The organism is Flavobacterium saccharophilum (assembly GCF_900142735.1).
Classification (GTDB): Bacteria; Bacteroidota; Bacteroidia; order Flavobacteriales; family Flavobacteriaceae; genus Flavobacterium; species Flavobacterium saccharophilum.
In genome coordinates, this window is the sequence record NZ_FRBY01000002.1 from 606,064 (window position 1) to 625,474 (window position 19,411).

At 32.7% G+C, this 19,411-nt stretch carries 20 protein-coding genes; 7 read left to right on the forward strand and 13 right to left on the reverse strand.

What is annotated here, in order from left to right; all coding sequences use genetic code 11:
* Positions 1–115: 115 nt before the first annotated feature.
* The 10 genes from argB to BUA98_RS08115 all read right to left on the reverse strand — a co-directional run bounded on the left by argB (position 116) and on the right by BUA98_RS08115 (position 11,922).
* Positions 116–892, reverse strand: a complete 777-nt coding sequence (argB, locus tag BUA98_RS08070) for an acetylglutamate kinase (protein WP_072971091.1) — start codon at positions 890–892, stop codon at positions 116–118.
* A 93-nt stretch (positions 893–985) separates the two neighbouring features.
* Positions 986–1,933 (reverse strand): N-acetylornithine carbamoyltransferase, encoded by a 948-nt coding sequence (locus tag BUA98_RS08075; RefSeq protein ID WP_072971868.1) that lies wholly within the window; start codon positions 1,931–1,933, stop codon positions 986–988.
* Between the two features lie 16 nt (positions 1,934–1,949).
* A complete protein-coding gene (locus BUA98_RS08080) occupies positions 1,950–2,807 on the reverse strand; it encodes a hypothetical protein (RefSeq protein ID WP_072971092.1) in 858 nt (285 codons plus the stop codon).
* Positions 2,808–2,841: 34 nt separating this feature from the next.
* Positions 2,842–3,603 carry a glutamate 5-kinase gene (proB, locus tag BUA98_RS08085; RefSeq protein ID WP_072971093.1) on the reverse strand — a complete coding sequence of 254 codons (762 nt, stop codon included), beginning with the start codon at positions 3,601–3,603 and terminating at the stop codon, positions 2,842–2,844.
* A 118-nt stretch (positions 3,604–3,721) separates the two neighbouring features.
* Positions 3,722–4,915, reverse strand: coding sequence for a glutamate-5-semialdehyde dehydrogenase (locus tag BUA98_RS08090; protein WP_072971094.1), 1,194 nt, complete (start codon positions 4,913–4,915; stop codon positions 3,722–3,724).
* A gap of 92 nt (positions 4,916–5,007) precedes the next feature.
* The gene (locus tag BUA98_RS08095; RefSeq protein ID WP_072971095.1) at positions 5,008–6,147 is read right to left on the reverse strand and encodes an aspartate aminotransferase family protein; all 1,140 of its coding nucleotides are present in this window, start codon (positions 6,145–6,147) and stop codon (positions 5,008–5,010) included.
* 87 nt (positions 6,148–6,234) lie between these two features.
* Positions 6,235–7,212 (reverse strand): N-acetyl-gamma-glutamyl-phosphate reductase, encoded by a 978-nt coding sequence (gene argC / locus BUA98_RS08100; protein ID WP_072971096.1) that lies wholly within the window; start codon positions 7,210–7,212, stop codon positions 6,235–6,237.
* Positions 7,205–8,398: an argininosuccinate synthase gene (locus BUA98_RS08105; RefSeq protein ID WP_072971097.1), complete on the reverse strand. Its 1,194-nt coding sequence runs from the start codon at positions 8,396–8,398 to the stop codon at positions 7,205–7,207. The genes argC and BUA98_RS08105 overlap by 8 nt, the downstream gene beginning before the upstream one ends.
* A 65-nt stretch (positions 8,399–8,463) precedes the next feature.
* A complete protein-coding gene (locus BUA98_RS08110; protein ID WP_072971098.1) occupies positions 8,464–9,105 on the reverse strand; it encodes a GNAT family N-acetyltransferase in 642 nt (213 codons plus the stop codon).
* A 546-nt stretch (positions 9,106–9,651) separates the two neighbouring features.
* A complete protein-coding gene (locus BUA98_RS08115; protein WP_072971099.1) occupies positions 9,652–11,922 on the reverse strand; it encodes a M1 family metallopeptidase in 2,271 nt (756 codons plus the stop codon).
* A gap of 187 nt (positions 11,923–12,109) precedes the next feature.
* On the opposite strand from BUA98_RS08115, the gene BUA98_RS08120 reads away from it, so the two are divergent.
* The 3 genes from BUA98_RS08120 (at position 12,110) to BUA98_RS08130 (ending at position 14,212) form a co-directional block, all read left to right on the forward strand.
* Positions 12,110–12,958: an aldose 1-epimerase family protein gene (locus tag BUA98_RS08120; RefSeq protein ID WP_072971100.1), complete on the forward strand. Its 849-nt coding sequence runs from the start codon at positions 12,110–12,112 to the stop codon at positions 12,956–12,958.
* 10 nt (positions 12,959–12,968) lie between these two features.
* Positions 12,969–13,517, forward strand: coding sequence for a GNAT family N-acetyltransferase (locus BUA98_RS08125; protein ID WP_072971101.1), 549 nt, complete (start codon positions 12,969–12,971; stop codon positions 13,515–13,517).
* 137 nt (positions 13,518–13,654) lie between these two features.
* On the forward strand, positions 13,655–14,212 hold the full coding sequence (locus BUA98_RS08130) for a DUF3575 domain-containing protein (RefSeq protein WP_072971102.1): 558 nt from the start codon (positions 13,655–13,657) through the stop codon (positions 14,210–14,212).
* Here the strand turns inward: BUA98_RS08130 and BUA98_RS08135 are convergent.
* Positions 14,209–14,430 (reverse strand): VF530 family protein, encoded by a 222-nt coding sequence (locus BUA98_RS08135; RefSeq protein ID WP_072971103.1) that lies wholly within the window; start codon positions 14,428–14,430, stop codon positions 14,209–14,211. The genes BUA98_RS08130 and BUA98_RS08135 overlap by 4 nt on opposite strands.
* 107 nt (positions 14,431–14,537) lie before the next feature.
* Positions 14,538–15,176 (reverse strand): outer membrane beta-barrel protein, encoded by a 639-nt coding sequence (locus BUA98_RS08140; RefSeq protein ID WP_072971104.1) that lies wholly within the window; start codon positions 15,174–15,176, stop codon positions 14,538–14,540.
* Positions 15,177–15,315: 139 nt separating this feature from the next.
* Between BUA98_RS08140 and smpB the strand changes: the two genes are divergently transcribed.
* The 3 genes from smpB (at position 15,316) to BUA98_RS08155 (ending at position 17,586) form a co-directional block, all read left to right on the forward strand.
* Positions 15,316–15,771, forward strand: coding sequence for an SsrA-binding protein SmpB (gene smpB / locus BUA98_RS08145; RefSeq protein WP_072971105.1), 456 nt, complete (start codon positions 15,316–15,318; stop codon positions 15,769–15,771).
* Positions 15,772–15,849: 78 nt separating this feature from the next.
* Entirely contained in the window at positions 15,850–16,488 is a 639-nt protein-coding gene (locus tag BUA98_RS08150) for a lipoprotein (RefSeq protein WP_072971106.1), read from the forward strand.
* Positions 16,489–16,578: 90 nt separating this feature from the next.
* Positions 16,579–17,586 carry a helix-turn-helix domain-containing protein gene (locus tag BUA98_RS08155; protein ID WP_072971107.1) on the forward strand — a complete coding sequence of 336 codons (1,008 nt, stop codon included), beginning with the start codon at positions 16,579–16,581 and terminating at the stop codon, positions 17,584–17,586.
* Between the two features lie 28 nt (positions 17,587–17,614).
* On the opposite strand, the gene BUA98_RS08160 is transcribed toward BUA98_RS08155, so the two are convergent.
* Entirely contained in the window at positions 17,615–18,256 is a 642-nt protein-coding gene (locus tag BUA98_RS08160; RefSeq protein ID WP_072971108.1) for a protein-L-isoaspartate(D-aspartate) O-methyltransferase, read from the reverse strand.
* Positions 18,257–18,399: 143 nt separating this feature from the next.
* Between BUA98_RS08160 and BUA98_RS08165 the strand changes: the two genes are divergently transcribed.
* Positions 18,400–19,365 (forward strand): Gfo/Idh/MocA family protein, encoded by a 966-nt coding sequence (locus tag BUA98_RS08165; RefSeq protein ID WP_072971109.1) that lies wholly within the window; start codon positions 18,400–18,402, stop codon positions 19,363–19,365.
* Positions 19,366–19,411: the final 46 nt, after the last annotated feature.

Below are 19,411 nucleotides of genomic sequence, written 5' to 3' on the forward strand. Positions count from 1 at the left end.
AATATTTAAAATGGCTTGAGCAATTGTGTTTTTTTTTGCCACGAATTACACAAATTTTCGCTAATTTTTTTTAAAATTTTAATTCGTGAAAATTCGTGAAATTCATGGCAGCATTTTATAACGTAATTGTAGTATGCAAAACATCAGGATTTTGCAACATCTTGTGATGTCCAATTTTGATTTTTTGAACACCTCTTGACAAGCTGTTAAAACAATTATCTAATTTCGGAATCATTCCGGAATGGATTACTTTTTCCTCTTTTAACTTGTTGTATAAAGCTTCGTTTATTTCTGTAATTACAGAAGAATCATCTTCTGAATCTTGTAAAACGCCTTGTTTTTCAAAACAGTATGTTAGCGTAACATCAAAAACTGCAGACAACGCGATTGATAATTCGCTTGCAATGGTATCGGCATTTGTGTTTAATAACTGACCGTTTTTATCGTGTGTAATCGCGCAGAAAACAGGAACAATTCCGTTTTCAAGTAAGGTTTTTAATAAAGCTGTATTTACTTGTTTTACATCGCCTACAAATCCGTAATCAATTGTTGGATGGTTTCTTTTGGTTGATTGAATCAAATTCCCATCAGCTCCGGAAAACCCCATTGCATTGCTGTCTTTTGCCTGTAATTGTGCTACAATATCTTTATTGATTTGTCCTGCGTAAATCATAACCACAACATCAAGCATTGGAGCATCTGTAATTCGGCGTCCATCAATCATTTGAGGAACTAAACCAATGCTCTGCGCCATTTTTGTAGCCGATTTTCCACCGCCATGAACCAAAACTTTATATCCTTCGATCTTAGAAAAATCAGTTAAAAACTGTTCTAATTCAGTTGGATTGTCGATTATATTTCCACCAATTTTTATTACGGTAACTTCTTTCATGAGGTTCAAAGGTTCAGAGGAACAAAGGGACAAAGTTTAGATCCAGTTTATAAACCTCTGAACCTTTGCAACTTTGAACCTTTGCACCTTTATTTACAATTTCTTTAAAATCTTCTGTAAAACTAATTGTGCTGAATACGTTCTGTTATTTGCTTGCTGAATTACGATTGAATTCTCGCTGTCAATTACTTCGTCGCTTACAATTACGTTACGACGAACCGGAAGACAATGCATAAACTTTCCGTTGTTGGTCAAAGCCATTTTTTCAGCAGTAACCGTCCAGCTTGGGTCGATGTTGGTTACTTTTCCGTAATCGTTGAAGTTACTCCAGTTTTTCACGTAAACAAAATCGGCATTTTCGAAGGCTTTATTTTGATCGTATTCAATTTTACAATCTTTTGTGATTTCCGGACTCAATTCATAACCTTCAGGATGTGTAATTACAAAATCCATGTCTTTTTGCAATTGCATCATTTCTACGAATGAATTGGCAACTGCTTGTGGTAACGCTTTTGGATGTGGCGCCCAGGAAAGTACTACTTTCGGTTTGTGTTTCGTTTTGTACTCTTCCATTGTAATAGCATCAGCTAAAGACTGAAGCGGATGACGAACAGCACTTTCCATGTTTACGATTGGTACAGTTGCGTGTTTCAGAAATCCTGAAATTACTGTTTCAGCATAATCTTTTTCTTTGTCGGCCAAACCTGCAAAAGCACGAATTGCGATAATGTCACAATATTGAGATACTACTTCAGCAGCTTCCTTAATATGTTCTGAAGCTCCAGAATTCATAACAGCGCCGTCTTCGAACTCTAATGTCCAGCCTTCGTTGGTAAAATTCATCACCATAACATTCATTCCTAAATTTAAAGCTGCTTTTTGAGTACTCAAACGCGTTCTTAAACTCGGATTAAAGAATAACATCCCTAATGTTTTATTCTTTCCTAAACTTTGATTTTTAAGCGGATTCTTTTTGATTTTTAATGCGCTTTTTACCCATTTTGATAATGAGTTGATATCTTGAATTGAAATATAATTCATAGTTTTTTCTTTAAAATTATTTATGAGCATTGCTCTTTTTTTTCTTGATTCTTAAAATGGTATGTATTGTTGCTAGATAGAAATTAAATATCCAACTATACCAAATCGCTTTATCATATCCGTTTTTTTGATCTAAATTATGATGACGAATTCCAAAATTATTTGCGATACTAAAAATATCATTTTCATCTTTTTTATTCAAAAACTCCTTTATATCTTTTCTTAAAAATTCTAAAATGTCCGCTAGTTCTCGAATAGCATCTTTTCTATCTTCGAGCGTTGATTTATGTTGCCGAAATTTCACAATAGCAAGACTCAATTTATTTTTAATATTTTCTAAATCATCAGTTGGAATGCTTGCATTATATAAAGTAGAAAGACCTTCATCTACCAAATTTAAAATCTCTCCTTTATCAGAAATCTCAAAACCATCTTTATAATCTCTTAATAAAGGATTAAACAGTTCTCTAAAATACTTTTTACCTTCATTGTCATCAAATTTTGAATAATGATAACCACAACTATAGCCAAACCCTAAATCATGAAAATCTCGTTCTAAACCTTTTGAACAATAGTCGTGAAGAAATTCTAAAATATCAAACAAGTCATCTTCGCTGTAATTTTCAATTTTTTCATTAACTGGATATAGATTATTTTTTCTTAAATTAATAAACATAAGTAAAGAAATATCTGGACCTAATTCTCCTGCAATAAATCCATCTGAACAATTAATTCCCAAGTACTTTTGAAAATATCCATTCTCAGTTAACATAGTATAAATTGCCAAAGATAATTCCTTTAATTTATCAAAAGTCATATTGCTTTCCGGTAAAACAATACCCCTTCTCCTTGAAAAAGATTCTCTTCTTATCATTACATTTATTTATAAATAACTATTAAAAAACTTTCTAAATAATCTTTGTAAAAGGAATTTCTCCTTCTAATGCCTTTAAAATAAAATTATCATTTAATCCGTTGACGATCCAGGTTTCGATGTTTGCTGCTTTTGCGATTCCGGCGGCTTCGATTTTGGATTGCATTCCTCCTGTTCCGTGTGATGATTTAGATTCGCCGATTTCTTTTTCTAAAACCTGTAAATCATTTACTAATTTTATCGTTTCGGGATTTTCATTGTGAATAGAATCTTTAGTATAAATACCGTTTGTATTAGTCGCAATAATCAGAATGTCAACATTTAAAAGAACCGCTGTTAACGCTGCTAATTTGTCGTTATCTCCAAACCGGATCTCATCTGTGGCAACGGTGTCATTTTCATTGATTATCGGAATGTAATTATTCTCCACCAAAACATTAATGGTATTGACAATGTTCACTTTTGACTGCTGTTTTTCAAAATCGGAATAAGACAGTAAACATTGTGATGTCAATAAACCTAAATCGCTGAAATTTTCGTGGAAAATCCGCATTAAATGGGGCTGACCAATCGATGCTAAAGCTTGTTTCAAAGCAATTTCTTTTCCTTTACTTTCCAGTTTTACAAACTGCTTTGCGGCTGCAATTGCTCCTGAACTTACAATTACAAATTCGTAATCTTTATTCAAAGCGGCAATCTGCATACCAATATCTTCAATCTTTCCCCGCGAAATATGGTTGGTTTCCTTGGTTAAAGTATTACTTCCTATTTTTAATAAAATCCTCTTTTTCCCCATTGTTGTTGTTTTAACCGCAGTTTTTTAACCGCAAAGTGCGCAAGGCTTTTTATATTGTTTGTGTTTGTAAACGGTAAGTTCGCAAAGCTTTGTCTTAATAATTATCAAATTATCTCAATTATCTAATTTGTCCCTCTCCGTACACGTACCATTTGTTTGTAACCAAATGCTGCAAACCAATTGGGCCTCTTTGATGTAATTTGTCTGTGCTTATCGCTAATTCTCCGCCTAAACCAAATTGTCCTCCATCTGTAAATCGTGTTGACGCATTGTGATACACTGCAGCGGCGTCAATAGACTCCATGAATTGCTTTGCCTTTTTTTCGTCTCTTGTAATAATAGCTGCCGAATGTCCTCCGCAATATTTGTTGATCTTTTCAATTGCATGTTGTTCAGAATCAATTGTTCCGATGACAATTTTATAATCCAGAAATTCTTCATACCAAATATCTTCGTTTTGAAGTGTTTCGGTATTTTCGAAATTTTCTAATGATTTATCAACGATAATTTCAACTTTAGATTCTGTTAAAGCTTCAATTAACATGGCGGCAAAACCTTCGAAATTGGGTAATCTTGAATCGATTAAAACTTTATCTAAAGCATTACAAGCTGAGATCTTAGAAGTTTTGGCATTTAAAATTACTTTTAAAGCCAAATCGGTATCGGCATTTTCATGAACGTACACAAAATTGTTTCCACGACCGCTAACAATTACCGGACAAGTGGCGTGTTGTTTGACGAACTCAATTAATTTTTCTCCTCCTCTCGGAACAATTAAATCTACTTTTTGAGTTGGTTTTTCTAGGAAAGCTTGTGTTTCTGTGCGATTGTAATTCAAATATTCAACCCAGTCTTTTGAAACTCCATTTTCTTCCAAAGCTTGATGCCAGAGCGCCACAATTTTTAAATTTGATCGTAAAGCTTCTTTTCCTCCTTTTAATAAAATCTTATTTCCGGATTTAAAGGCAATTCCACCTGCTTCAATGGTAACATCCGGACGCGATTCGTAAATAATTAGAATCGTACCAAATGCTGCTGTTTTATTTATGACTTTTATTCCATTATCATGAACAAAGTGAAAACGTTCTACTCCAACCGGATCTTCCTGAGAAGCCAGTTGATTCAATGATAAAATCATCTCGTCGACTTTTTTATCATCTACTTTCAAACGTTCTTCCATTGCTAAATCTGAACCGTCATAAGCCAATAAATCTTCCTGATTGGTGAGAATGATTTGATTCCGCTCCTGATCGACAAGCTTTGCCATGGAACGCAAAACGAGATTGCGTTTTTCAATTGATAATGGATTCATAATTTATACTTGGTTGTTTTTTGGTTTGTTTCTTTTAAGGGAAACTTTATGATACCTAACAGGTTTTGGAAACCTGTTAGGATAAGCATATTCTAATTTTTCAATTCTTCTAAACTTTCTTTTAAAGCGACAATAAATGTATAAATATCTGATTTTTTCACTGTCAATGGCGGCAAAATTCTTAATAGATTTTTGTTGTTCGCACTTCCTGTAAAAATATGTTTCTCGATAATTAATTTCTTTCTTAAAGCAGATACATCAAAATCAAATTCAACTCCAAGCATCAATCCTTTACCTTTTACTTGTTTGATTCCAGGAACCTGTTTGATTTGTTCTGCAAAATAAGCTGAAACTTCGTTTACGTTATCAATTAAATTTAATTTTTCAATTACGTCTAAAACAGCAATTCCAGCAGCACAAGATAAATGGCTTCCGCCGAAAGTAGTTCCTAATAATCCGAAACTTGCTTCAAATTTTGGAGAAATTAAAATCGCTCCAACCGGAAAACCGTTCCCCATTCCTTTTGCTACAGAAATAATATCAGCATTGATTCCGTGATGTTGAAAAGCGAAGAATTTTCCGCTTCTTCCGTATCCAGATTGTACTTCGTCTAAAATCAAAACAACATCGTATTTTTTACATACTTTTTCCAAAGCCTGAAAAAATTCTGTTGTTCCCTGGTCTAAACCGCCAACTCCCTGAATTCCCTCAATAATTACGGCAGTAACATCTCCTTTTGCCAATTCAGCCTCTACTAAATCAATTTGGTTTAGAGGTAAAAAAGTAACGACTTGCTGTGCATTAATTGGCGCAACAATTTTTTTGTTATCAGTAACCGCAACTGCTGCCGAAGTTCTTCCGTGGAAAGAATTATCAAAAGCTACAACTCTTGATTTTCCATTATGGAAAGAAGCTAATTTTAAAGCATTTTCATTCGCTTCGGCTCCAGAACTGCACAAAAACAATTCATAAGCTTCCAATCCTGAAAGCTTTCCTAATTTCTGAGCCAACTCAACCTGCAAAGGATTTTGAATTGCATTCGAATAAAATCCTAAATGATCTAATTGATTTTTTAGCTTTTCAACATAATCAGGTTGCGTATGGCCAATCGAAATTACACCATGTCCGCTATATAAGTCTAAATATTCCACTCCGTTATTGTCTGTAATAGTGCAGTCTACTGCTTTTACAGGTGTTATGTCATAAAGTGGGTATACGTTAAATAAATTCATTTCGTTTTGTTATTAGTTGATTGTTGATAGTTGTTGGTTAAATTCGATGTCTCCATCAACTATAAACCAAAAACCATCAACTTAATATTAAAATCCGCTTGGTTTCAAATGTAAACCGATGGTTTCTTCTAAGCCGAACATCAAATTCATATTTTGAATCGCTTGTCCTGAAGCACCTTTTGTTAAGTTGTCTATGATTGAGGTAACTAAAATCCGGTTTCCTTTTTTCATTAAACTGATGATACATTTGTTCGTTTGTACGACTTGTTTCATGTTGATGTTTGTCGTTGTAACGGTTACAAACGGTTCGTATTTATAGAAATCTTCGTATTTGGCAACGGTATACTCCAAGCTTTCATCTGAAGACGTATATAATGTTGCAAAAATTCCTCTTGGAAAATCTCCTCTGTTCGGAATAAAAAGCAATTCACTTTCAAAATCATCCTGCAATTGAACCAAACTTTCTGAGATTTCTCCCAAATGTTGATGTTCAAAAGCTTTATAATGCGACATATTATTGTTTCTCCAACTAAAATGAGAGGTTTCTGAAAGTCCAACTCCTGCACCGGTACTTCCTGTTGTGGCATTAATATGAACATCATTATTCAATAAATTATGTTTTGCTAAAGGCAATAAAGCCAACTGAATTGCTGTCGCAAAACAACCTGGATTTGCAATATAATTTGCTTTTTTAATATCTGCTTTATTCAGTTCCGGCAAACCGTAAATAAAATCTTTTCCTTCAAAATGAGCGTCTTTATTCAGTCTGAAATCATTTCCTAAATCAATAATTTTAGTGTGACTCGCAAATTGATTTTCCTTTAAAAAGGAAATCGATTTTCCGTGGCCTAAACATAAAAACACAACATTTACCTCTGGATTGATGGTGTCAGTAAAATTCATTTCAATATCTCCCATCAAATCATGGTGCGCCAGAGAAAGCGGTTTACCTGAATTGGTTGTACTGTAAACAAAATCGATATTTACATTGGGATGATACATTAATATTCTGATAAGTTCTCCGGCCGTGTAGCCCGAACCACCAATTATTCCGACATTAATCATAATCTAAATGGTTTACAGATGAAAATATGTTTTGCGCATTTCCTAAAATCTTAATAAATCCTTTTGCATCATCAGACGTCCAGGCATTGTTCATTTCTCCATATTGACCAAAACCTGTGTTCATCAAATCATTGTCTGATTCAATTCCGTCAAGCGAAAAATGGTAAGGTTTTAAAGAAACCGTTACAACACCATTCACTGTTTTTTGAGTGTCCTGCAAAAATGTTTCGATGTTACGCATTACAGGATCTAAAAACTGACCTTCGTGAAACAACATTCCGTACCAGTTTCCAAGTTGCTCTTTCCAGTATTGCTGCCATTTCCCAAGAGTATGTTTTTCTAGTAAATGGTGTGCTTTGATGATAATTAATGGAGCAGCAGCTTCAAAACCAACTCTCCCTTTAATTCCGATAATGGTGTCTCCAACGTGAATATCTCTTCCAATTGCAAAAGCGTTTGCCAGTTTTTCAAGAGCAACAATGTTATTTGATGGTTTATCCATTATGCCGTTTAAACCTACTAATTCTCCTTGCTCAAAGTGTAATCTTACCTTTTCTTCACCTTCTTTTTGCAATTGCGAAGGATAAGCATCACTTGGCAATGGCTGGCTGGAAGTTAAGGTTTCTTTTCCTCCAACACTTGTTCCCCAAAGTCCTTTATTGATAGAATATTGTGCTTTTTCCCAAGAATAATGAACACCATTTTTAGATAAATAATCTACTTCCTCCTGTCTTGAAAGTTTCAAATCTCTAATTGGTGTGATAATTTCAATTTCCGGAGCAATAGTCTGGAAAATTAAATCAAAACGAATCTGATCATTTCCTGCACCTGTACTTCCGTGTGCGATAGCACTTGCTCCTACTTTTTTAGCATATTTAATAGCCTCAATTGCCTGAAAAACACGCTCTGCACTTACTGATAAAGGATACGTATTGTTTTTTAATACATTTCCGAAAATCAAATATTTTATAGCTTTATCATAATATTTATCTACGATGGTTAGGTTGGCGTGTTGCGCGCTTCCTAATTCGTAGGCTCTTTTTTCAATTGCTGATAATTCTTCAGCATCAAATCCTCCTGTATCTACAAGTACGGTGTGAACTTCGTATCCTTTTTCATTTTTTAAATATTTCAAACAATACGAGGTATCTAATCCTCCACTATAAGCTAATACAACTTTTTTCATTTTATATAATTTAGGCTAATACTTTCGTATTTAGCAAGTTTGAGATTTCTTTTTAATTGGCATTCTTATGGCAAAAAAATAAAAGACAGAATTTTATTTAAGAATAAAGCTTGTTTTATTTTTTTTAATCTGTTCAAAACAGCTTCGTTAAAAGGATGTCTTGGCGGATCTTTTTGTTTTTCTTTTGGATCGTACAACATTCCAGTACAAAGACACATTTTGTTTTCTTTGCTTTTTAGAATTTCATAATTAGTACAGGTTTTACATCCTGACCAAAAACTTGGATCAGTCGTTAATTCAGAGAAAGGCACAGGCTTATAACCCAAATCAGAGTTGATTTTCATTACAGCTAAACCAGTTGTAATTCCAAATATTTTTGCGTCTGGGTATCTTTGTAAAGAATAATCAAAAACTTTAGATTTGATCTTTTTAGCCAAACCTAAACTTCTGTAATCCGGATGTACAATTAAACCAGAATGTGCCACGAATTTTCCGTGCTGCCAACTTTCGATATAACAAAAACCTGCAAATTTTCCATCTGCCAAAGCAATCATCGCATCACCGTTCGCCATTTTTTTCTGAATGTACTCAGGAGTTCTTTTAGCAATCCCTGTACCTCTTAATAAGGCAGATGATTCTATCGTATCGCAAATTTCCTGTGCGAATTTGAAGTGTTCTTCTTGAGTTACAACAATAGAGATTTTCATTTCAATAGCTGAAGTTAGAGTTAAAAATTAAAACATACTGTTTAGTTTGAAATCTAAAAATCAATCCAATAAAATTAGACAAAATAGAAGTAACATTCTCAAAATCAAAATATTGATTTAGAAAATTTACAAAATAATATATAGTTTTAGGATATGTTTGTCCAATGGACAAATGATGTGATTTCAAAATGAAAAATGAATATAAATAAATACGCGGCGAAAAACTCTGTGAATACTATACAGATAGTATCCGTACTTCGGGAGAAGTTACAGGAGAGTTTGTCCGTGACAAAGAAGTTATATGTAAACTTATTTTATTCATCGAGTGCAAAAATACACTATTTTTTTATTTGCAAAACAAAAAAATAAAATTCTAACATTTTTTTAGCGTAATGTTATTTTTTTTAAAGATGCTAAGATTCTAAGTTACTAAGGTTCTGAGTTTTCTCGGAAAATTACAACCTAAAACTTGAAATCCAAAAATATAAAAGCCCGATAGTTACTATATAACTATCGGGCTTTAAATACTTTGAAATTCTGTTTTTTTTAATTCTTTTTAAACGGAATAACTTTTCCATTTCCTAAAACAACCATATCAAATCCTGTTTTAGCTTCGTTAAATTTAAATTTTAAGCCCGCTCTTTTTGACTCAAAAGTGTCTTTTTCACCCTCTACAGGCTCAACAGCAAACTTAGGGTAATTTGTAATTTCTGCATTAAGAACACTGTTTTTCTCTGTAAATTCAATTTTCAAAGGACCATTTGCAGCAGAATAATTTCCTAAATATCCATCTAAAATAATATCTTTCTCTACTTTACCTTTTCCCACAGTCCAAACATTATTACTTTCGTTATAATCTGGCAAAGCATGATCAGGATCTAGTGTAATGCTTTCAATCTCTTCAGTAGAGTTGTGTTTAAAAGTCCAGTCATTATTACGTTGCCAAATTTCAACAGGCAATTTCACTCTCGTTACTTTTCCACTTTTTGTTTTTACATCCAAAATAATTGGCATCGGCATTTTATCAAAATTCTCAACTGTAATTACAACTCCCTTTGATGGATCGTTTTTCACATATTTAATAGAATTAATTCCTTGGTCAAATCTCCAGTTATTTACAAACCAGCTTCTCCAGAACCAACTTAAATCTTCTCCTGCGACGTTTTCAATTGTTCTGAAAAAGTCATCCGGAGTTGGGTGTTTGTAAGCCCAACGCTCCACATAAGTACGTAACGCTTTATCAAAACGCTCTTCTCCTAAAACCTGCTCTCTTAATATTGTCAATCCTGCACTTGGCTTTGCATAACATAAAACACCAATATTAGCTTCCTTCATATTATCAGGAGAACTCATAATAGTCTCTAATTTTGGGCTTGTGTAATATTCTACATCTTCGTGAAGATCTGCTGGTTTTTGTTTGTATTCTCCATTATTGAAATCAAAAGAACTTAAAGAATTAATAAAAGTATTAAAACCTTCGTCCATCCATGCAAACAAACGCTCATTAGAACCTACAATCATAGGAAACCAAATATGTCCAAATTCGTGATCTGTAACGCCCCATAAATCATCTCCTTTAGATTTCCATCCACAGAAAACAATACCAGGATATTCCATTCCGCCTTCATTTCCTGCTACGTTTGTTGCAGCTGGATAAGGATATTCAAACCATCTTTTCGAGTAATTTTCAATTGAAGCTTTAACGTATTCTGTAGAACGTCCGTACGCATCGTTACCTGCACTTTCAACTGGATAAGCTGATAATGCTAACGATTTTTTACCACTTGGCAAATTAATTTTTGCTCCGTCCAAAATGAAAGCAGGAGATGAAGCCCAAGAAAAATCACGGGCATTTTTTATTTGATAATGCCATGTTTTCTGCGCTGTTGCATTAGCTGTTGCTGTTGCAGCAACTTCTTCTGCAGTACGAATCATTACGGTTTTGTCACTTTGTGAAGCAGCCTTATAACGTTTAAACTGTTCTGCAGGCAAAACTTCTGCCCCATTCAACAATTCTCCTGAACCTACAACATAATGATTGGCAGGCACCGTTAGTTTTACGTCAAAATTTCCATATTCTAAATAGAACTCAGAAGCTCCTAAATAGGGTGCAGTATTCCATCCACGTACATCATCATACACACACATACGTGGGTACCATTGTGCAATCGTGAAGATTTTTCCGTTTTTAGTTTCTAAAACTCCCATTCTGTCAGATCCTTCGAAAGGAGCAATGAATGAAAATTCAATTTTAATTTTTACAGATCCACCTTTTGAAGCCAATTCCTGAGGAAGAAAAATTTGCATTCTGGTATCTGAAACGATAAATTTTGCATCAGTTTCAACTTTAGTTTTTCCACCAGAAATCACTTTTACTGATTTAATTTTATTACCTCCATCAAAAACCTGACCTTGAGCTCCATTACGACTCCCTGTCAAAGGCACCACTGCATTTCCTCTTGAATCCTCTTTGAATAAGTTTTGATCCAGATTTAACCAAACAAATGATAATTTATCCGGACTATTGTTGGTATAGGTAATTTCATCAGTACCTGTAATTTCATTTTTTACTTCATCTAACTTTGCTGTTATTTGATAATCAGCTCTGTTTTGCCAGTACTCAACACCAGGCTGACCACTTGCAGAACGGGTTGATGTGCCATTTTTTGTATAAAAATGTGGCGCAAAAGCATCATGATAATTGTAATTGTTTACCGGATTTACTGCTGTTGTAGCTGGGGTTTGCTGTGCCCAAACAGAAGAAATCCCTACAAACAAAGCCATGGTTAATAAGGCTTTAGAGGATTGTTTTTTCATATTTTTTAGCTGTTTATGTAGCAAATTAATGAAAAAAAAAGCTATTTACAGAGAAAACCTTAAGCTTTAATTGAACTTTAGCAAATTTTTATTAAAAAAATAATTTAAGCTATTTCTTTCAAAAACTAAAATTTATAAAATATATTTACAGTTCGATAGAAACTAATTATTTTCCAATTATATCATTTTGAATACAACTATTTCAAATTCAACACTTAAAGCTTCAATTAAAAACGCAGGAGCTGAATTATTCTCGTTAAAGAATCAGGACAAGGAATTTATCTGGGAAGGTAATCCTGATTTTTGGGGAAAGCATTCCCCTATTCTTTTTCCAATTGTAGGTACTCTAAAAAACAATGTTTATACTGTAGACGAGAAAGAATATCAATTGCCACGACATGGTTTTGCAAGAGACATGGAGTTTGTACTGACTACTAAAAGCGAAAATAGCGCTACTTTTTCCTTGCAGTCAAATGCTGAAACATTGAAAAAGTATCCATTTAAATTTGAATTACAACTTATATATACACTTAAAGAAAGCACTTTAGACATTGAATACAAAGTAATAAATCAAAATACAACTAAAATGCCTTTTTCTATTGGTGCACATCCGGCGATTGCTTTACCTGGTAATTTTGATGATTATAGCTTAAAATTTGAAAAAGAGGAAGTGCTAAAATTTTCACTTTTAGAAAACGACCTGGTTTCTAATAAAACGCAAGTTTTAGAAACCATTGAAAATTTAGTTCCCTTGAATTACAAATTATTCGAAAACGATGCTTTGGTTTTTAAAACATTAGAGTCAAACTCACTTACTATCCTTGAAAATTCAAAACCATATATAAAAGTTGATTTTGAAAATTTCCCAAGCTTAGGTATCTGGACAAAAGAACAGGCTCCATTTATATGCATCGAACCTTGGTTTGGTTATTCAGACACACCTGAGAATTCTGGTGATCTATTCAAAAAAGAAGGAATTTTAATTTTGGATGCAGATCAGACATTCACTTCAAAATTCAATATACAAATATTATAAAATCTAAAAAATGCTAGAATTCAATTTTTCTCCATTTCCAATTATAGAAACAGAACGTTTACTTTTAAGAAGAATTACCAACGATGATGTAAATGAAATTTTTGAACTGCGTTCTAATCCTGACACTATGAAATACATTCCAAGACCTCTGGTAAAAAATACTGAAGATGCTTTGGAACATATCGCTATGATTGAAGATAAAATTGTAACAAATGTTGGGATAAACTGGGGAATTACTTTCAAAGACAGTTCTAAACTACTTGGTATTATTGGGTATTACCGAATGCAGCCTGAAAATTACCGTGCTGAAATTGGCTACATGCTGTTACCTGACTTTCATGGTAAAGGAATTATACCTGAAGCCGTAAACAGATTAATTAGATATGGTTTTGATGATTTAAAATTACATTCAATTGAAGCCGTAATTGATCCTGCAAATTTAGCATCAGAAAAAGTATTGCAAAAATGCGGATTTATAAAAGAAGCACATTTAAAAGAATCTGAATTTTATGAAGGTCGTTTTCTTGATAAGGTAATTTATTCATTATTAGATAAATAAAAACACATCCGTTTTAAATCAAAAATAATTGTTGTTAAAAGTATTTTTTTCACAATACTAACTTACTCTATTGCGTTATATTTGCACGCAAAATAAGTGATTTAACCCTTATTTCGAATTCCGAAAACTTACTTTTTATGAAAAAAATACTTATTATCCTTGTTCTCTTCTTTTCTATCCAATCACAAAGTCAAACTTATCTAAAATTTAATGGTGCAACTGCTTTAGTAGCAATTCCAAATATAGGAATTGAAACTAGTATTGGTGAAAAAACAACTTTTAGCGTTGATGTTATGGCTTCTTTTTGGGAATCTTTTAATGGACATAGTCCAATGAAATTTGTTACACTGACCCCGGAAATTCGTTACCATTTCAAAGAAAGATATAATGGATTTTATGTTGGTGGCCACATTGGTGGTGATATATATGAGATACAAAAATGGAATTATTGGGATAGTAATATGTATGAGCACGGTTTTGGTTACCGCTTAGGAGTTACTGTTGGTTATAACATTAAATTGAACGATAAATTCTTATTAGATATTTTTGCAGGAGGCGGCTGGCATCAAGGCTTCTACCATGGCTATTATAACGATGGTACACCAGGTAGATATGACAAAGCAGAAAATTGGAATAAAAGCGGAGAATGGCTTCCATACCGTGGTGGTGTTATGATTTCCTATAAATTAAATTAAAACTTAGAAAGGGATTTAATATATAAATCTTCTACCTTTTTACGAGCCCAATCGGTTTTTCTTAAAAATGTCAAACTGGATTTTATACTTGGATTTGAAGTAAAACATTTTATTGGAATTAATTCTGACAAGGTATCAAAACCATAATAAGCCACAAGCTTTTCTAATATGGATTGAAGCGTAATTCCGTGTAAAGGATCTTTCGATTGATTTTGCATTTTATCTTTTTAAAAATAATAGTAAAAGACCGTACTCCAAAAAGTACGGTCTTTCTTTTTTACAAAATTAACGAATTGAAATTAAATTTAAATCAAATCGACTACTATTAGAATATAAATTTAAATCCGAAAGAAAGTGGTGATAATAAATTTGGATTACTTCCACCTAAAGCACCATTATAGGAAGATTCAACATTTGCCACATGTGCCAATCCAAAATTGGTTACAGTTGTTTTTTCTCCAACTTTTGGGTCTAAAGTTGTTGATGTGAAATTAGCCAAGTCATAAGAGAATTCTACAGAAAAATGTTTTGTTACAAAATAATCAAATCCACCTGACAAGGCTAAACCAACCTGACTTACTTTTAAATCTCTTTCTTTTTCTTTACCTGTAATAATTGGAGCTGCTAATTGTCCAAAGAAATATAGAGAACCAGCAACATTCCAATATTTTCTTGCTAACGGCTCAATTACGATCAAATCTGTTTTTGCTGAAGTTCCTAAATTTGAATCTGCCTTTATGTTAACATACCCAAGGCCTGCACCAACTGCAACTGATGGAGTAACAAATGTTCCAACAATTGGTAAAACTGATAAACTTGTGTTTTTTGCATCTCCAGTTTTAGTTTGCTGATAACCAAATTGAGAAGTAGCAAACCAAGCCCCTTTTAAACCTTGATTTCCATCCTGTGCTTTTGCGGTTAAACCGATTAACACAATACCAACTAATGATAAAATTTTTTTCATGTTTGAGTTTGTTTTAAATTATTAAACAAACTTATATGTAAGTTTTTTCTTTAAACATGATCAAAGTCATTGATTAAAAAAATCTTTAATTATCTTAGATTGTATTAAAGTTTTTCAATTTTGTTTTACATTTGCAACTATGTTAAAGACAGTCAATATACTTAATAAGAGAGCTCGTTTCGATTACGAGATAATCGATACCTATACCGCCGGAGTTGTTTTAACCGGAACAGAGATTAAATCTATACGCTTAGGAAAAGCCAATATTACCGAAAGCTTTTGTGAATTTAACAATCTCGAGCTTTTTGCTATCAATACTTATATTGAGGAATATTCTTTTGGAAATCAATTCAATCATAAATCAAGAAGTGAGAGAAAATTGCTTTTAAATAAGAAAGAACTAAAAAGCCTTCATAAAAGTGTACAAGCAAAAGGACTTACTATTGTACCGTTAAAATTATTTACAAATGAAAAAGGTCTGGCAAAATTGCAGATCGGTCTTTGTAAAGGAAAGAAAAACTACGATAAACGCGAGTCTCTAAAAGAGCAAGACACAAAACGCGACTTAGATCGAATTAAAAAAGCTTACAATTAAAGTACTTTAATTTCACACTAAAGAAGTGTTTATTAAGATTTTATCATTATTTTTATAGAAACAATTTAACTGTAAAATATGAAAAAGTACTTAGTTTTGTTAATCGCCGTACTGGCACTTTCAGGTTGTGGCAGTAATACTTCAATTGTAAATAGCTGGAGAGATCCTGATGTAACAGTTGCACAGGAACAATTTAAAAAAGTCTTGGTTGTTGCTTTAGTCAAAGATGAAGCTTCAAGAAGAATTACAGAAAACAGGATTGCAGCCAGTAATCAGATTTTTAGAACTTCTTACCAATTTTTAAACGAAACTACTAAACACTTTACCCAGGAACAAAAATTAAAAATTCTACAAGATGAAAATTTTGACGGCGTTGTTACTATGCGTTTAGTAAGTACCGAAAAAGAAACAAATTACGTTCCCGGAACTTATACAGGTATGTATTACGGAGGATTCGACGGAATGTACACCGGAATGTATGGTTATGGATTTGGAAACTGGTACGGAATGTATTCTCCAAGTTTCTACGATCCCGGATATTATCAGGAAACTACATCTTATATGGTAGAAACCAATATTTTTTCATTAAAACAAAACAAATTAATCTGGACAGGAACTACAAAATCTGAATATGTTACTGATTTAGGACAAACTGTTGATGCCATAATGCAAGCTGTTGTTGGCGAAATGAAAAAAGACGGATCACTACCAAAATAAATAATGAAAAGCAATATATAAATATTGCTTTTTTTACACTCTTAAAAATGACTACTTTTGTCAAGACAATTTAAATCATTTTCCTAAAAAATGAAAATATTACTTAAAAATGCAAGAGAGCAAAAAGGATTAAAAACTCGTGAAGTAGCACAACTTCTTGGGATTGATCAGGCATTAATAAGTAAATTTGAGTCAGGTACAAGAAAACCTACAAGAGAGCAAATTTCTAGACTTTCCCAACTCCTAGAAATTGACTTTGAAACTTTAATGATTGCATGGTTAAAAGAAAAAATCTTATATGAAATTGGTGATGAAGAATTTGCATTAAAAGCATTGCTTCTAGTTGAGCAAGAAATTCAAAATTCTAAAAAGGTTATCAGTTCTGGAGTTTTATCCAGTATACAATCGATTTTAGATGAAATTGAAATTTTAAAAAAACAAATACAATCTTTTCAACATTTCGATTTACATCGAATTTCAAAAATATTGGAATTGGAATTTATTTCAGAAAGTAATCGTGTAAACGGAAACTCATTAACATTTCAAGAAACTAAATCGGTTATCAATGAAGGATTGACAATTTCGGGAAAAAGCATGCGCGAGCACTTGGAAGCTATAAATCTTCAGGAAACCGTGGGTTACATTAAAGATTTAAATCAGAAAAAAGTTTCCATATCTGAAAAAGAATTACTTACAATTCACAATTTAATTTCAAGAGGAATTAAACCAGAAAATTCTGGAAAATATAAAAACGATCCTTTGATTATTCGGGAAATGAATTTGTTTTTTAATTGGTACGACAGCAATAAAACCAATTTACATCCAATAATTTTAGCGTCTGAAGCATATTTAAAATTAATAAAAATCAGTCCTTTTGAAAATGGAAACATACAAATTGCTAATTTGATAATGAATTGGATACTAGTTGAGAACGCTTTTGTTTATGCGACTATAAAAGGAAACAAAAATGAAATAGACGAATATCTATCTATTCTGGAGGAATGTCAAAATAAAAATGACTCCTCTATTTTTGTGAATTTTATTCTTCGAATCGAAAAAGAAAATTTACTTCGCGCAATTGAATTGGTTTCAAAATAATAAAAGCCCAACTAATTGGGCTTTTATTCTAATTTTTATCTTCTAATAAAGGAACAAATCGAAACTCTCCAAACTCATGTTTCTCAAATTGTGTTTCATTTTTACGAATTAATAAAGTCATAATCTGCACATCTTCACCTAACGGAATAACCAGCCTTCCTCCTATTTTTAATTGTGCCATTAAGGGTTGAGGAATAAACGGAGCCCCAGCCGTAACGATAATACTATCAAATGGAGCATGATTTGGCAAACCTTTATAACCGTCTCCAAAAGAAAGATGTTTTGGGCGAATGTTTAATTTCGGAAACAAATTAGAAGTTGTCTTAAACAACTCGTTCTGTCTTTCAATACTGTACACTTTTGCACCAAGCATAAACAAAACAGCGGTTTGATAACCTGAACCTGTTCCAATTTCTAAAATTTTGTGGTCTTTTTTAACCTCTAACAACTGCGATTGAAAAGCAACAGTGTAAGGCTGTGAAATAGTTTGCCCCGCTCCTATAGGAAATGCCTTATCCTGATACGCGTAATCTTCAAAACTTGAATTTAGAAAAAGATGTCTTGGGATTTTTTTTATCGCATCCAAAACTGCTTTATCAGTAATTCCCTTTTGTTCTAAAGTGCTTACTAATTGATTACGAAGTCCTTGATGTTTGGCAGTGTCTTTCAAAATGGGTAGGTTTTATTTTGGCAAAAATAAGAAAGTAAAAAAGAAATCAAATATTGATTTTTAATTATTAAATCGCTAAATCTTTATTGTATTAACTTTTACTTTCAACAAATAAATTATATTTTTGTTTAAAATACATTCTCATGTTAAAAGTAGGAGTTTTAGGTGCTGGTCACTTAGGTAAGATACATTTACGCTTATTACAACAATCTGACAAATACGAATTAGTTGGATTTTACGACGAAAATCAGGAAAATGCCGAAAGAATTTCAAAAGAATTTGGCTATAAAAACTTCAACACTATTGCAAAATTAATCCACGCTGTGGATGTAATTGATATTGTAACACCAACACTTTCACATTATAAATGTGCTAAGGTAGCTATAAAATCAGGAAAACACATCTTTATAGAAAAACCTATTGCCAACACTGTAGAAGAAGCTGAAGAAATTATTGCTTTAGCCAAAGAATACAATGTAAAAGGTCAAGTTGGTCATGTGGAGCGTTTTAATCCTGCTTTCATTGCAACAAAAAACATGATCGAAAATCCGATGTTTATTGAAACACATCGTTTAGCAGAATTCAATCCACGCGGTACAGACGTTCCAGTAGTTTTAGATTTGATGATTCATGATATTGATGCGATTTTAAGTGTTGTAAATTCAAAAGTTAAAAATATCAATGCAAGTGGAGTTTCTGTTATTAGTGATACTCCGGATATTGCCAATGCCCGAATTGAATTCGAAAATGGTTGCGTAGCAAATTTAACAGCAAGCAGAATTTCGATGAAAAACATGCGTAAAACACGTTTTTTTCAAAGAGATGCCTACATTTCAGTTGATTTTCTCGAGAAAAAATGTGAAGTGGTTCGTATGAAAGATGCACCGGAAGTTCCTGGAGATTTTGACATGATTCTTCAAAATGCTGAAGGAATAAAGAAACAAATCTACTTTACTAATCCTGATGTTGAGCAAAACAATGCTATTCTGGACGAATTAGAGTCTTTCGCAAATGCAATCAATACTGATACTACGCCAGTTGTAACTTTAGAACAAGCTACAGATGCTTTGCGTGTGGCCTATCAAATTATTGATTGTTTCGATAAATAAAATATAATTTCAAAAATAAATTAGCCACGAATTCCCGAATTTAATT

Excerpts from the sequence above, each read along its gene's own strand:
- argC (WP_072971096.1), bottom strand. The coding sequence starts at position 7,212 with ATGATTAATGTCGGAATAATTGGTGGTTCGGGCTACACGGCCGGAGAA.
- BUA98_RS08165 (WP_072971109.1), top strand. The coding sequence starts at position 18,400 with ATGTTAAAAGTAGGAGTTTTAGGTGCTGGTCACTTAGGTAAGATACAT.
- BUA98_RS08115 (WP_072971099.1), bottom strand. The coding sequence starts at position 11,922 with ATGAAAAAACAATCCTCTAAAGCCTTATTAACCATGGCTTTGTTTGTA.
- BUA98_RS08150 (WP_072971106.1), top strand. The coding sequence starts at position 15,850 with ATGAAAAAGTACTTAGTTTTGTTAATCGCCGTACTGGCACTTTCAGGT.
- smpB (WP_072971105.1), top strand. The coding sequence starts at position 15,316 with ATGTTAAAGACAGTCAATATACTTAATAAGAGAGCTCGTTTCGATTAC.
- proB (WP_072971093.1), bottom strand. The coding sequence starts at position 3,603 with ATGGGGAAAAAGAGGATTTTATTAAAAATAGGAAGTAATACTTTAACC.
- BUA98_RS08090 (WP_072971094.1), bottom strand. The coding sequence starts at position 4,915 with ATGAATCCATTATCAATTGAAAAACGCAATCTCGTTTTGCGTTCCATG.
- BUA98_RS08075 (WP_072971868.1), bottom strand. The coding sequence starts at position 1,933 with ATGAATTATATTTCAATTCAAGATATCAACTCATTATCAAAATGGGTA.
- BUA98_RS08135 (WP_072971103.1), bottom strand. The coding sequence starts at position 14,430 with ATGCAAAATCAATCGAAAGATCCTTTACACGGAATTACGCTTCAATCC.
- BUA98_RS08125 (WP_072971101.1), top strand. The coding sequence starts at position 12,969 with ATGCTAGAATTCAATTTTTCTCCATTTCCAATTATAGAAACAGAACGT.
- BUA98_RS08080 (WP_072971092.1), bottom strand. The coding sequence starts at position 2,807 with ATGATAAGAAGAGAATCTTTTTCAAGGAGAAGGGGTATTGTTTTACCG.
- BUA98_RS08140 (WP_072971104.1), bottom strand. The coding sequence starts at position 15,176 with ATGAAAAAAATTTTATCATTAGTTGGTATTGTGTTAATCGGTTTAACC.
- BUA98_RS08110 (WP_072971098.1), bottom strand. The coding sequence starts at position 9,105 with ATGAAAATCTCTATTGTTGTAACTCAAGAAGAACACTTCAAATTCGCA.
- BUA98_RS08130 (WP_072971102.1), top strand. The coding sequence starts at position 13,655 with ATGAAAAAAATACTTATTATCCTTGTTCTCTTCTTTTCTATCCAATCA.
- argB (WP_072971091.1), bottom strand. The coding sequence starts at position 892 with ATGAAAGAAGTTACCGTAATAAAAATTGGTGGAAATATAATCGACAAT.
- BUA98_RS08155 (WP_072971107.1), top strand. The coding sequence starts at position 16,579 with ATGAAAATATTACTTAAAAATGCAAGAGAGCAAAAAGGATTAAAAACT.
- BUA98_RS08095 (WP_072971095.1), bottom strand. The coding sequence starts at position 6,147 with ATGAATTTATTTAACGTATACCCACTTTATGACATAACACCTGTAAAA.
- BUA98_RS08105 (WP_072971097.1), bottom strand. The coding sequence starts at position 8,398 with ATGAAAAAAGTTGTATTAGCTTATAGTGGAGGATTAGATACCTCGTAT.